This window comes from Rathayibacter sp. AY1A5 (genome assembly GCF_002930875.1).
GTDB lineage: Bacteria > Actinomycetota > Actinomycetes > Actinomycetales > Microbacteriaceae > Rathayibacter.
Map to the genome: position 1 here is coordinate 60,618 of NZ_PSTM01000002.1, position 12,962 is coordinate 73,579.

Here is a 12,962-nt window from a genome sequence, read left to right on the forward strand (position 1 = left end):
GTTCGTATCTTTCCGACACCTCTGCACCAGAAGTTGCGAAAGCTTATGAGCAGGACCGCGAGTGACGCGGGAAAGAGCTGTCGACGGCGTCTTGTCCTGGGCGCGCGTCCCACGGGGGAGGACCGTGCGGGAGCGGATCCTGGCTGGGCCGCATCGTCGAAGGTTTCGGCCCGGTCCGTTCACCGGGGCGGGGTCGAAGGAGAAGCCCCTCCGCCGCGACGAGCGGCAGAGCAGCGACCCTCAAGCGGTTCGGACCTCTACCGTTGCACCCGTGCCCCTTCTTCTCGCCGGCCTGCTGTCGTGAGAGCGTTCGTCGCCTGGGTCGAGCACCGCCAGATCCCGCTCTACCTCGCCGCGATCGCCGCCGGCGCCGCTCTCGGACTGCTGCTGCCCGCCGCGCACCACCTCGAGGTCGCGATCGAACCGGTCCTCGCGCTGCTGCTGTTCGCCACGTTCCTCGGGGTCCCGTTCGCCGCGATCGCGCGGTCTCTGCGCGACGGCCGCTTCCTCGTCGCGGTCGGGGTGCTGAACTTCGTCGTCGTGCCGCTCGTCGCCTACGGGCTGTCCCGATTCGTCGCCGACACTCCGGTGCTGCTGTTCGGGGTCCTCCTGGTGCTCCTGACGCCGTGCATCGACTACGTGATCGTGTTCGCCGGGCTCGCCGGAGGGGCGTCCGACCGGCTGCTCGCCGCCGCACCGCTGCTGATGCTCGCGCAGATCCTCCTCCTCCCCGTGTATCTGCTGCTCTTCATCGGTCCTGCGGGGGTGGCGGTGGTCGACGCCGGTCCGTTCGCGCGGGCATTCCTGCTGCTGATCGTGGTGCCGCTGTCCGCGGCCGGGCTGGTGCAGGCCCTGGCGCGCCGACACGTGTCCGGCCGGATCGTCGAGTCCACGATGCTCGGGCTCATGGTGCCGCTCATGACGGCCACGCTCTTCACCGTCGTCGCCTCCCAGTCCGGCGCCGTAGCCGCCTCGGCCGGCCGGCTTCTCGTCCTCGTCCCGCTCTACGCGGGATTCCTCGTGGTCATGACCGCTCTGGGGCTGGGTGCTGGACGCGTCTTCCGACTCGACGTGCCCGCGACGCGCGCCCTCGTGTTCAGCGGCGCGACCCGCAACTCGCTCGTCGTGCTGCCCCTCGCACTCGCGCTCCCGGCACCGCTGTCGCTCGCGCCCGTCGTCGTCGTCACGCAGACCCTCGTGGAACTCGTCGGCATGGTCGTCCTCGTCCGACTGCTCCCTCGGCTCGCCCGAGACCGAGCAGTGCGGGCCGGCCCGGTCTGACGCGGACTCACCAGCGCCCGAGACGACTCGGGCCTGCAGAAGGGTCGCCCGGGGAGTCGCCCGGGAGGTGCTCGCTGGTCAGTCCTTCTCCGGTCTGCCCGCAGTCCCCGCGTCAGCGGGCTCATCGGCCGGGGCGACAGGAGCTGCGGACTCGACCGCGGTGGGCTGGACCTCGGCTGATCTCGCATTCCTGGCGGCGAGGCGCTTCTTCTGGGACTTGCCGGTGCTGAACGGGCTCACCCACAGCCAGGAGAAGCGCCGCAGCGACTGGAAGATGAACAGCGACGCCCAGAGGGAGAACACCGTCAGGGCGACCGGGAAGACCGTCGCCGGAAGGGGCGGGACATTCGTCTCGCCGAGCAGGGGGACGAATGCGACGACGACCGCGATCACGAAGAGGTGCAGGAGATAGATCTGGAAGCTCTGCTGCCCCATGGTGACGAAGATCTTCAGTGCGCGGACCTTGACGAGGTACTGGGAGCCGGCGATGCCCGCGATGATCGCGACCGAACTGGCGATCAGGATGACGCCCGGAATGCGGTTGGCGTCGAAGGCGACGATCACCGCGATGATGCCGAGGTAGGCCACCGCGAGCGCGAGCGCCTGCCAGAGCTTCACGCGAGCGGCGAAGCGGTAGAACGTGCGGGGGATGAACATCGCCACGAGGAAGAAGATGAAGTTCTGGAGCACCCGGTCCCAGCCGATGTTGTCGGTGTCCAGCAGGCCGGTGGTCGTCGCCGCGACGGCCAGCAGCCCGGCCACCGAGAGCTGGATCCATCGGGGCACCTTGCGGATCAGCCAGGCGAGGATGCTGAAGATCGCGAGAGCCCAGATGAACCAGTAGCTGCTCGACGGCAGGATGGGGAGCACCAGCACGTTGAGCGGGTCCGTCGGCGAGGTCGCCTCCGACCGTGAGAACGGGACGATGAGGTAGAAGACGACCCGGATGAACGACCACAGCAGGTAGAGGTACACCAGCGCGAGGACTCTGCGGCGCCACAGTTCGGCGAACGTCCACGTCAGCATCCGGGCGGCCGTGAGGCCCGCGATGAAGAAGAACACGGGCATGGGGAAGTAGAGGAGCACGGTCCGGAGCTTCGGGACGTACCCCGCGAGGTCGAAGAATCCGAGGAACAACGACGAGTGGTAGAGCACGACGAGGCTGATCGCGACGCCCTTGGCGAAGTCGATCCACTCCCGCGACTCGGGGCGCTTCACCACGGCGCCGGTCGCACTCGACCCGGTCATCCGCCGCTCCTCGCGTGGGCGCACACGGCGCGATCACTGTTCACCGATTGCTGCGGATCCATTGAGCCCCCAAGATGTCGAATTCGAACCGGATGCGAATGAGCCCCCGGTTCATTCCCCGTACGGGTCCTGAGAGTACGGGAAAGTTTCCGATCACGGACGAGCCGATGGAGTATCGAGGCGGCAAGGGAAGTCCGGACGCCTCGCCGCCGCCTGTCCGCGGAGATCGCCCGTCCGATCCCGGAGTCGCTCGGTGGATCGGGACGGGCGGCGGAGGATCGCAGACGAATGGACCGTCGAGAGACCCGCAGACGGCGCTTTCGTCCAGCCCCGGGGGTCGCGGACCCGAAGAACGAGACGAAACCGGCGTGCGGCCAGGACACCTCGACCTCTCCGGCATACTCCATGACGTGAACGACGCCACCACCGCCCCCAGTCTCGACGGCCGCGAGTTCGTGATGACCTCCTCGACCAACAGCGCGGTCGACCCGGAGTCGCCGTCGCGGTTCCACTACTCCGAGCGCGACGGAGTGGTCTGGGGCGACTACGTCGGCGACACCGTGACCTTCGGCCGGTTCGTGGGCACGCGCACGGGTGACGCCCTGCAGGTCTCGTTCGTGCACCAGCTGATCGACGGCGGGACCGTGGTCAGCGGCACCGGCGGCAGCCGCGTCGAGCTCGACGGGGAGGGCCTGCTACGGCTCGTCGAGGAGTTCGAGATCGACGGCGACGACCACGTCAGCATCTGCGTCGAGGTCTGACGCTCAGCGCGCCGCGTCGCGGCCGTTCCCGGCGGTGGTGAACCGCGTCATGCCGAGCCGGTTCGTCGATCCGGAGCGGTCGGGGATGTCGGAGGGCAGCAGGTAGGCCTTGCGCACCACCTCGTCGAGCACGACGACCGAGACCACCGACTTCACCTCGGGCCGGGCCGCGACCACGCCGGTGACGAAGTCGTGCACGCCGCCGATGTCGAGCGAGCGGACCAGGAGCATCGCGTCGTGCTCGCCGGTCGTGATGCAGCAGTACTCCACGTCGGGCATCTGGAGGATGCCCTCGCGGAACCGGTGCCACGACTGCGGATGCACCGTCACGAACACCAGGGCGCAGACGTCGAGCCCCACCTTCCCCGGATCGACCAGGGCCGAGAATCCGGTGATGACGCCGGATGCGGTCAGCTGCTCGACCCGGTTGTAGACGCTCGCCCGCGAGACGTTCACCCGCTCGGCCAGGGCGGACATCGAGATGCGCCCGTTCTCGCGCAGGACGGCGAGGATGCGCAGATTGAGGTCGTCGAGCCCGCCCGCGCTTTGTCCAGCGACCGCACCGGCGGCCGGATCGGTGATCGACATAATCCACTCCTTCGTCGCTGCGGGCGGCAGTTCGTCCACGATAGCGGCCCTCTGGAAACGGAGTGCGTCGCGATGTGCCATCGTTTCGCAACACGTCCAGCCGAACCCTCGCCAGGAGGCCTCCATGGTTGTCCGCTCCACCCGCACCCCGCGCTCCGCCCCGACGCGAGTGGTGATCGCCGCTGCGGCGGTCTCCCTCGCCCTTCTGGTGGCGGGCTGCTCCTCGGGCCGCGTCGACACCGCCGACGGCAGCAGCGCGACGCTCACCATCAACAAGGCGTTCGACCTCAAGACCGCCGACCCGGGCCGCATGTACGAGCCGACCGGCCAGATGGTCGACAAGGCGCTCTACGAGACCCTCCTCACCTTCGAGGGCGGCGACGTCTCGCAGGTCGTCGACGGCCTCGCGAGCCTCGAGCAGGCCGACGACGCGAAGACCTTCACCCTCACCCTGAACGGCGAGCACACCTTCTCGGACGGCACCGCGATGACCGCCGACGACGTGGTGTTCTCGCTGCAGCGCGTGATCGGCCTCAAGGGCAACCCCTCGTTCCTCCTCGACGGCGTCACCGTCACGAAGAAGGACGACACGACGGTGGTGCTGACCACCGAGAACCCCACGCCCGCCCTGCCGGCGATCCTGGCGAACCCGGCGCTCGGCATCCTGAACTCGAAGGTCGTGAAGGAGAACGGCGGCACCACCGACGAGACCGACACCGCCGAGACGTTCCTCAACACCACCTCCGCCGGCTCCGGCCCGTACGTGCTCGACACGCTCGACCTCGCCTCGCAGGTCGTGCTGACCGCGAACGAGAACTACGACGGCGACGCCCCGGGCTACGGCCGCGTGGTCATCCAGAACGTCGAGGGTGCGACCCAGAAGATCAACGTCGAGGGCGGCAGCGCCGATGTGGCGCTGGACCTCTCGGGCACTCAGGCGGAGGCGCTCGGCGACTCGGTCGCGGTGACCAGCGACCCGTCGGCGAACGTGATCTTCCTGCTGCTCAACCAGAACCCGAGCGTCTCGGCGATCACGTCGAACCCCGACTTCGTGAAGGCCGTGAAGGAGGCCGTCGACTACGACGACCTCGTCTCGATCGCCGGCAACGGCACCGCCCAGGCGTCCGGCGTCATCCCGAGCATGCTGCTCGGCGCCCTGCCCGAGAGCGGCGCGCTCACCCAGGACCTCGACGCCGCGAAGGCGGACCTCGCGAAGAGCGGCTACGCCGGCGAGTCCGTGACGCTCAACTTCCCGAGCGACATCAGCCTGAACGGCATCGACTTCCCGACCATCGCGCAGCGCATCCAGTCGCAGCTGAAGGACGCCGGCATCACCGTCGAGCTCGCACCGGCCCCCGTCGCCACCGAGCTCGACGCCTACCGCAACGGCACCGAGACCATGGGCCTCTGGTACTGGGGCCCGGACTACCCGGACCCGAGCGACTACCTCGTCTTCACCCCGGGCGACGTCGTGGGCCTCCGCTCCGGCTGGACCGACGGTGCGGCCCCCGCGATCTCGGCGCTGGCCGACGCCGCGGCCACCGGCGGCAGCGACGACGAGCGCCAGTCGCGCTTCGAGGAGCTGCAGACCGCGCTGAACGCCGACGGCCCCTTCATCCCGCTGCTCCAGCCCGGCAACAACATCGCCGCGGCGAAGGACGTCTCGGGTGTCGTCTACAACGCGGTGTGGACCATCGACATCGCGGCCCTCGCCGCGCAGTAGCCCGTGTCCACCACCACGACGGCCGTCCGGACCCCGCGTCAGCGCGGGGGCCGGGCGGCCCACCCGTTCCTCCGCTACGCGCTCCGCCGCGTGCTCACCTCGCTGCTGCTGGTGGTGGGCGTGACCCTCGTCACCTTCATCCTGACCAACCTCGTGCCGGGCGACCCCGTGGCGGCCGCCCTCGGCCAGCGCGCTGCGGAGGATCCGGAGATCGTCGCGCAGTTCCGCGCCCAGTACGGTCTCGACCAGCCGCTCGTCGTGCAGTACTTCACCTATCTCGGCAACCTGCTGCACGGCGACCTCGGCGTCTCCACCACCACGCACAACCCGGTGGTCGCCGACCTGGCGAAGGCGCTGCCGGCCACCCTCGAGATCGCCTTCGGCGCCATCGTGCTCAGCGTGATCATCGGCGTGCTGTTCGGCACCGTCGCCGCCTACCGGCGCGGCAGGGCCTCCGACCACGTTCTGCGCGTCGTGTCGCTGGCCGGCCTCAGCGTGCCGACCTTCTGGCTCGCGCTGGTCCTCTACTACGTCCTCTACTTCCAGCTCCGGATCGCGCCGGGATCCGGCCGGCTGAGCAGCGACTTCACCACGCCGCCGACGGTGACGGGCCTCTACACGGTCGACGCCCTGCTCGCCGGCCAGCTCGACACCTTCCTCGACGCGGCGTCGCACCTCTTCCTCCCCGTCCTCGTCCTGACGCTCTACACGGTGGGCCTGCTGACCCGGTTCGTGCGCACCGCGGTGCTCGAGATCCTCGACCAGGACTACGTGCGGGCCGCCCGCGCGAAGGGGCTGCCGAACCGCGCGGTCACCTTCTCCTACGTGCTGCGCGGGGCGAGCATCCCGATCCTCACCGTCGTGGGCCTCGCCTTCGGCAGCCTGCTCAGCGGCACCGTGCTCGTCGAGGCGGTCTTCGGCTGGCCCGGGATCGGCTCCTACGCCTACCAGGCCGCGTCGCACCTCGACCTGCGCGGCATCATGGGCGTCGGCCTGCTCATCGGCGTGATGTACCTGCTCGTGAACCTGATCGTCGACCTGCTGTACGGCGTGCTCGACCCGAGAGTGAGGCTGGCCTCGTGACGGATCCGCGAACCACCCGGTCCGACCCGCGCGACGGCGCTCCGGCCGGTCCGCGCGACGGCGTCGGTGCCGGAGTGCTCGACCCGGTCGCCGCCCCCGGCCTCCGCCTGCGCCGCCCCCGCCTGCGCCTGGGTCGCTGGTCGGCGCCGCTCGGACTCCTCGGCGCCGCCGTCGGCGTGCTCTGGATCCTCATCGCCGTGCTCGCCCCCGTCATCGCCCCGCACGATCCGCTCGCGCAGGACCTGCCCCTCCTCCAGGCTCCCGGCGAGGGCACGCTGATGGGGACCGACGCGCTCGGCCGGGACGTGTTCTCGCGGGTGATCTGGGGTGCCCGGGTCACGATCCCGCTCGCCCTGCTGCTCGTCGTGATGTCGGTGCTGATCGGCGCGATCGTCGGATCCGTCGCCGGATTCCTCGGCCGTGCGGTCGACGAGGTCGCGATGCGCATCACCGATCTCGTGATGGCGTTCCCCACGGTCATCCTGGCGATGGTGATCGCGGCCGCGCTCGGAGCGTCGCTCCTGAACGCGGTGCTCGCGGCGCTGATCGTGTCGTGGCCGTCCTACGCCCGGCTGACCCGCGGTCTCGTCCTCGGCCTCCGCTCGTCGAACTACGTCGTGTCCGGCCAGCTGCTCGGCTTCTCGCCGCTGCGCTCCCTCGTCCGCGACATCGCGCCCAACATCGTCGGCCCGGTGCTCGTCCTGGCGAGCCTCGACATCGGCACGGCCATCCTCCTGCTGTCGGGCCTGTCGTTCCTCGGGCTCGGCGCGAAGCCGCCGACCGCCGAGTGGGGCTCGATGGTGTCGGACGCCATCCAGAACTTCGATGCGTGGTGGATCGGGGTCTTCCCGGGCCTGGCCATCCTCACCGTCGTCATCGCGTTCAACTTCGTCGGCGACGCCCTGCGCGACGCCCTGGACCCGCGGTCGCAGACGATCCGCGGAGGAGGCGCCACGCTGTGAGCGACGCACTGACCATCAGCGGGCTGCGCATCCGCACCCGCAGCCACGCCGTCGTGGACGGCATCGATCTGGCGCTGCGCCGCGGCGGCATCCACGGTCTCGCCGGCGAGTCGGGCTCGGGCAAGACCATGACCGCCCTGGCGGTGCTCGGACTGCTGCCCGGATCGATGACGGCCAGCGGGAGCATCCGCCTCGCCGACGACACCGGCGACGGCACGACGGAGCTCGTCGGCGCGTCCCGGCAGGTGCTCGGCACGGTGCGCGGACGCCGGGTCGCCATGGTCTTCCAGGACCCGTCGACGAGCCTGCACCCGCAGCTCACCGTGGGCCGCCAGCTCACCGACCACCTGCGCCACCACCTCGGTCTCAGCAAGGAGGCCGCGCGGTCCAGGGCCGAGGCCCTGCTCGAGCGGGTGCGGGTGCCGGACGCCCGGGCCTCCCTCGGGCGCTACCCCCACCAGTTCTCCGGTGGTCAGCGGCAGCGCATCGCGATCGCGGTGGCGCTCGCGTGCGAGCCCTCCGTGCTGCTGGCCGACGAGCCGACGACCGCGCTCGACGTGACCGTGCAGGCCGGAGTGCTGCAGCTGCTGCGGGAGCTGGTCGACGACGGCGGCTTGAGCATCCTGCTCGTCACCCACGATCTCGGCGTGATGAGCGCCGTGGCCGACGAGGTGACGGTGATGCGCCAGGGGCTCGTCGTGGAGTCGGCTCCGCGCGAGCGGCTGTTCACCGCACCCGAGGACGAGTACACGCGGGCGCTGCTCGCGGCTCTGCCCGGCTCGAGCTTCGAGGAGAGCCCGGAGGAGCTGGTCGCCGAGCTCGTCGAGGGGCACGAGAGGGCCGCCGCCGCGGACGATCCGGGCGCGGCCACGGCAGGCGACGTCGAGAGGGGTGCGCGATGAGCGCGGGAGTGGTTCTCGAGGCCGATGGCATCGTGGTCGAGTACGGGCGGCGACCGCCGTTGCGTGCCGTCGACGGGGTCGGCTTCCGGGTGGCGGCCGGCGAGGTCGTGGCGCTGGTCGGCGAGAGCGGCTGCGGAAAGTCGAGCCTCGCGCGCGCGGTGGTCGGCATCGAAAAGCGCCGCGGCGGCGATGTTCGCCTGAACGGCGTCGACGTGCCCGCGCTCGGACTCCGTCGGCGCAGTCCGGCGATGACCGGCGTGCAGATGGTCTTCCAGGACCCGAACTCCTCGCTCAACCCCCGTCGCCGCATCGGCGAGCAGATCGGCGACGGCGTCCGGGCGGCGCTCGCCCGGGGCGCCGAGGGCTCGGATCCGGCCGACTGGCTGCGCCGCGTCGGGCTCGACCCGGCGATGGCGAGCCGGTTCCCGCACGAGTTCTCCGGCGGCCAGAAGCAGCGCATCGCCATCGCGCGGGCCCTCGCGGCGCGGCCGCGGATGCTCGTGGCCGACGAGCCGATCTCGGCCCTCGACGCCTCGACCCAGACGAGCGTCGCCGCGCTGATGCGCTCGCTCAGCGTCGAGGCCGGCGCGGGCATGCTGTTCATCTCGCACGACCTCTCGGTGGTCCGGCGCATCGCCGACCGGGTGCTCGTGATGTACCGCGGCCGGGTCGTGGAGTCGGGGGACACCGAGACGGTGTGGCAGAGCCCGCTGCACCCGTACACGCGGGCGCTGCTCGCGGCGATCCCGCTGCCGGACGGGCTGGGGCGGCTGCCGCTGGCCCCGCTCGACGCCGACCGGGCGGCCTGGCTCGAGGAGCTGCCCGACGCGCTGGAGCGGACGGGCGCGTGAGCGCGGTGGAGGAGGCCCGGGCAGGGGAGTCCGCACTCTGGAGCATGCCGAGGGCCGTGAACCGCAGCCCGCTCCCCGGGGACGGCGCGTTCATGACCGCCGGCTGGGCCGATCCGGAGCCGGTGATCGACCCCGACGACCCGGTGCTCGCCTACACCGCGGAGCGCCGGTCGCGACTGGCGCAGGCGCTGCCCGCCGAGCTGCTGATCATCCCCGCCGGCCTGCCGCGGGTGCGCTCGAACGACAGCGACCACCGCTTCCGCCCGGGCACCGACCACGTGTGGCTGACGGGCAACGGAGTCGCCGAGAGCGTGCTCGTCGTCGACACGACGGGAGGGGAGGCCGGCTCGATCCTGTACCTGCGGGCTCCCTCCGGCCGCGACGGCGACGAGTTCTGGCAGAACGACGCCCTCGGCGACCTCTGGGTCGGGCCGCGGCCGTCGCTCGCCGAGACGCAGGCGGCGCTGGGCGTCGAGACCCGGCCGCTGGCCGACTTCACCCGCGACGTGGAGCGGGCTGCGCGGCGGGCCCGGCGCATCCGCGTGCTGCCCACCCTCGACGAGAGCGTCGACGAGCTGGTGCGGAGCATCTGCGGGCCGGAGCTCGGACCGCACCTCGTGCTCAAGTCGACGCTTGACGAGCTGCGCCTGATCAAGAACGACTGGGAGATCGGACGGCTGCAGCTCGCCGTCGACGGCACGGCGCGGGGATTCGACGACTGCCTCGAGGCGTGGCAGGTCGCCCGCGCGATGCCTCGCGGCGAGCGCTACCTCGAGGGCACCTTCGCCCGCCGCGCCCTGGTCGAGGGACAGGGACCGGCCTACGGATCGGTCGTCGCCTCGGGAGCGCACGCCACGACCCTGCACTACACGCGGAACACCGGGCCCCTCGCCGACGGCGATCTCGTCCTGATGGACATGGGAGTGGAGCTGCCCTCGCTCTACGCCGCCGACATCACCCGCACCTTCCCGGTCAGCGGAGAGTTCACCCCGCTGCAGCGGGACGTGTACTCGATCGTGCTGCGCGCGCAGCAGGCCGGCATCGACTCCCTGCGCGCGGGAGTGCGCTTCCAGGACTACCAGGACGCGTGCGGGCGAGCCCTCACCGAGGGGCTGATCGACCTCGGCCTGATCCGCTGCTCCGTCGACGAGGCCATGGCCCCGTCGGCGTCGTACCACCGCCGGTGGAGCATCTCCCGCGCCGGGCACATGCTCGGGATGGACGTGCACGACTGCGACCACGCTCCGCACGAGACGTACCTCGGCGGAGTGCTCGCGGCCGGCCACACGCTCACCGTGGAACCGGGCCTCTACTTCCAACCCGGCGACTTGACGGTCCCCGCCGAGCTGCGGGGCTTGGGCATCCGGATCGAGGACGACCTCGTCGTGACGGAGACGTCGTCGATCCTGCTCTCGGCGGCGATGCCGCGCACGCCCGACGCGGTGGAGGAGTGGATGGCGAGGCTGGCGGGCTGAGAGGTCGGGCGCTCAACGCGATGGGCTGACGCGGCCTACGGGAGCTGCGGGGGCGCGATCAGTTCGAGGAATCCGCCGAGGGCACCTTCGAGGTAGATGATGCGCGTGCCGGCTCGGGCGCCAGCGGTCATCCGGTGAGGTGTCCCGACCGGTCTCCAACCGTGTCCAGCGCAGAGCTCGAGGACACGATCGAGGTCCGAGACCGTGAGCGCGATGTGCACCGTGCCGACCTGTGCGGGCGAGCCGGCGGACTCGAGCTGTCGGGGCGGGTCGTACTGCAGCAGCTCCACACGGTGGGGGCCGAGGGTCACCGTCGCTGCGCGGATCACGGCTCCACGGACGCCGGTGGTCGCCGCCGTGACCTCCACGTCGAGCGTGAAGGTGCGCTCGAGCACGAACCCGAGACCGGAGCACCACAGCACCAGCGCGTCGTCGAGGTCGGCCACGGTGAGACCGGAGTGAGCGACGTCGGAGACGAGCGGTGATGCCATGACATCAGTATCGAGCTCCGACACGCCTGCCTGCGGATGTGCGGCGATCCTCACCCTCCCTGGGTGAGGCCGGTGATGAGGTTGATGGCGACGGCGACGACGAAGGTGCCGAAGAAGTAGGACAGCAGGGCGTGGGCCAGGGCTACGCGGCGTGAGGGGGTGGAGGACTGGGTGATGCTGCTCGCGCTGTAGGCCATCCCGATCGAGAACGCGGTGTAGGCGAAGTCGCTGTAGGACGGGTCCTCGTCCTGGTCGAAGTCGAAGCGGTGGCGGTCGTCGAGGTAGTACATGAGCGCGTACTTGAAGGCGTAGACGGTGTTGACGAGCGCCCAGGCCGCGACGACCCCGACGACCGCCAGGATCGCGGCCGCGGATCCGACGGGGTCCTTCTGCTGGCTGCGGAGGAGCGCGACGACCACGAGGACGAGGCTGAAGAAGGTGGCGGCGATGATGAGCGAGTCGACCAGCTTCCGGGACCGGTCCTCGTGGCGGGCGAGGTCGCGGGTGCGTTCCGGGCCGGCCGGCCACGCCGTCGACCAGGCCCAGACGAGGAACACCGCCGCGGCGATCGCCCAGCCGAGCAGAGGCGACAGATCGGGGACCGCAGTGGACCCTGAGCGCTCGGGCCGGAGATCCTTCAGACGGGCACGATCGGCCCCAGCACATTGAGCGCGACGACGGCCACCAGCTGGACGACGCCCGCGGTGACCAGTCGACCACCGAGGTGCGACGTGTCAGCGGGCCGCTCGGTCACCGAGCCGATCCGTACTGCTCCCGACGTCGTCCGGCACGTGAGTCAGGATGTCGCCCACCTGGCAGCCGAGGACCTCGCAGATGGCGTCGAGTGCTGAGGCACTCACACCATCCTCCTGCGAAGAGGGGGCGGTGTCAGCCGGAGAGGGCAGTGCCCGAGAGCGGGTCGGTCAGTCGTCGTCGCTGTCGGGCGCGGGTGCCTGATCGGTGCTGGTGCTCGAGGTGGAGTCGGACCAGACGGCTTGCGCGCCGGAGTCGCCGATGCGGATGACGTCGATGGTCGCTCCGACGGAGATGGCGATCGCTGCGACGGCGAGCACGATCCCGACGAGGGGGCGGCGGGTGGTGGCGTGGTCGTCGGTGCGTCGCGTGCGGCGGAACCAGAGCCACTGGACCAGGGCGACGAGGAACAGGCCGGCAGCCCAGGGGAGCAGGTGGTCGCCGAGCTCGGTGTGCTTCTCGAGGATCGCGGACGGCTCCGTCTGTCGTTCGAGCGCTTCACCGGCCTGCGTGGTGAGCGGGACGGCGATCAGCGCGGCGAGGGCGATGATCGGGGTGAGGATCCCGAACTTGCGGCGGGCGGCCGGCCAGAGGCTGCCGAGGATGAGCATCAGTGCGGCGAGGGGGAGCAGAACCACGACGGCGTGCACGAGGAGCGGGTGGAGGGGGAGGCCGTTGATCTGCCAGTCGTTCATCGGGGGCGCCTTCGGTCGAGAGGGGGGCTGTCCTCGTGACGCTAACGCGCCCCGCCCTGCGCGCTCTGCCGTTGGACGTGTTCGTGTGAGCCCTCGAACGATCACTCGCCCGTCCTCCGAGCCGACTCCCCGCTTCACCGCCGATATGC

The 12,962-nt window shown here is 70.8% G+C and carries 14 protein-coding genes; 8 read left to right on the forward strand and 6 right to left on the reverse strand.

All coding sequences use genetic code 11. The features are described 5' to 3' along the window. Nucleotides 1–300 precede the first annotated feature (300 nt). Nucleotides 301–1,281: an arsenic resistance protein gene (locus C5B98_RS01570; protein WP_258063404.1), complete on the forward strand. Its 981-nt coding sequence runs from the start codon at nt 301–303 to the stop codon at nt 1,279–1,281. 78 nt (nt 1,282–1,359) lie between these two features. On the opposite strand, the gene C5B98_RS01575 is transcribed toward C5B98_RS01570, so the two are convergent. Continuing rightward, a complete protein-coding gene (locus C5B98_RS01575; protein ID WP_104260246.1) occupies nt 1,360–2,529 on the reverse strand; it encodes an acyltransferase in 1,170 nt (389 codons plus the stop codon). A gap of 410 nt (nt 2,530–2,939) precedes the next feature. Between C5B98_RS01575 and C5B98_RS01580 the strand changes: the two genes are divergently transcribed. Further along, entirely contained in the window at nt 2,940–3,290 is a 351-nt protein-coding gene (locus C5B98_RS01580) for a hypothetical protein (protein WP_258060307.1), read from the forward strand. A gap of 3 nt (nt 3,291–3,293) precedes the next feature. On the opposite strand, the gene C5B98_RS01585 is transcribed toward C5B98_RS01580, so the two are convergent. Further along, entirely contained in the window at nt 3,294–3,878 is a 585-nt protein-coding gene (locus C5B98_RS01585) for an Lrp/AsnC family transcriptional regulator (RefSeq protein ID WP_104223259.1), read from the reverse strand. A gap of 124 nt (nt 3,879–4,002) precedes the next feature. Between C5B98_RS01585 and C5B98_RS01590 the strand changes: the two genes are divergently transcribed. The 6 genes from C5B98_RS01590 to C5B98_RS01615 are packed head-to-tail and all read left to right on the forward strand — an operon-like array spanning nt 4,003 to nt 10,874. Next, complete coding sequence (locus C5B98_RS01590; protein ID WP_104327196.1) at nt 4,003–5,601, forward strand: ABC transporter substrate-binding protein; 1,599 nt, start codon at nt 4,003–4,005, stop codon at nt 5,599–5,601. Nucleotides 5,602–5,604: 3 nt separating this feature from the next. Then, entirely contained in the window at nt 5,605–6,684 is a 1,080-nt protein-coding gene (locus C5B98_RS01595; RefSeq protein WP_104223257.1) for an ABC transporter permease, read from the forward strand. Beyond that, nucleotides 6,681–7,646: an ABC transporter permease gene (locus tag C5B98_RS01600; RefSeq protein ID WP_258063303.1), complete on the forward strand. Its 966-nt coding sequence runs from the start codon at nt 6,681–6,683 to the stop codon at nt 7,644–7,646. The genes C5B98_RS01595 and C5B98_RS01600 overlap by 4 nt, the downstream gene beginning before the upstream one ends. After that, nucleotides 7,643–8,548 carry an ABC transporter ATP-binding protein gene (locus C5B98_RS01605; RefSeq protein WP_104327197.1) on the forward strand — a complete coding sequence of 302 codons (906 nt, stop codon included), beginning with the start codon at nt 7,643–7,645 and terminating at the stop codon, nt 8,546–8,548. Before C5B98_RS01600 ends, C5B98_RS01605 begins: the two co-directional genes overlap by 4 nt. Next, nucleotides 8,545–9,399, forward strand: a complete 855-nt coding sequence (locus C5B98_RS01610; RefSeq protein ID WP_104239496.1) for an ATP-binding cassette domain-containing protein — start codon at nt 8,545–8,547, stop codon at nt 9,397–9,399. Before C5B98_RS01605 ends, C5B98_RS01610 begins: the two co-directional genes overlap by 4 nt. Nucleotides 9,400–9,455: 56 nt before the next feature. Then, on the forward strand, nt 9,456–10,874 hold the full coding sequence (locus C5B98_RS01615) for an aminopeptidase P family protein (RefSeq protein ID WP_219814423.1): 1,419 nt from the start codon (nt 9,456–9,458) through the stop codon (nt 10,872–10,874). A gap of 35 nt (nt 10,875–10,909) precedes the next feature. Here the strand turns inward: C5B98_RS01615 and C5B98_RS01620 are convergent, their stop codons facing one another. The 4 genes from C5B98_RS01620 to C5B98_RS01635 all read right to left on the reverse strand — a co-directional run bounded on the left by C5B98_RS01620 (nt 10,910) and on the right by C5B98_RS01635 (nt 12,813). Further along, nucleotides 10,910–11,365 (reverse strand): VOC family protein, encoded by a 456-nt coding sequence (locus C5B98_RS01620; protein ID WP_104223254.1) that lies wholly within the window; start codon nt 11,363–11,365, stop codon nt 10,910–10,912. Between the two features lie 50 nt (nt 11,366–11,415). Next, entirely contained in the window at nt 11,416–12,006 is a 591-nt protein-coding gene (locus tag C5B98_RS01625; protein WP_104327198.1) for a DUF1345 domain-containing protein, read from the reverse strand. A 93-nt stretch (nt 12,007–12,099) separates the two neighbouring features. Continuing rightward, a complete protein-coding gene (locus tag C5B98_RS17440; protein ID WP_181065426.1) occupies nt 12,100–12,225 on the reverse strand; it encodes a helix-turn-helix transcriptional regulator in 126 nt (41 codons plus the stop codon). Between the two features lie 63 nt (nt 12,226–12,288). Further along, nucleotides 12,289–12,813 (reverse strand): DUF2231 domain-containing protein, encoded by a 525-nt coding sequence (locus tag C5B98_RS01635; protein WP_104327199.1) that lies wholly within the window; start codon nt 12,811–12,813, stop codon nt 12,289–12,291. Nucleotides 12,814–12,962 lie beyond the last annotated feature (149 nt).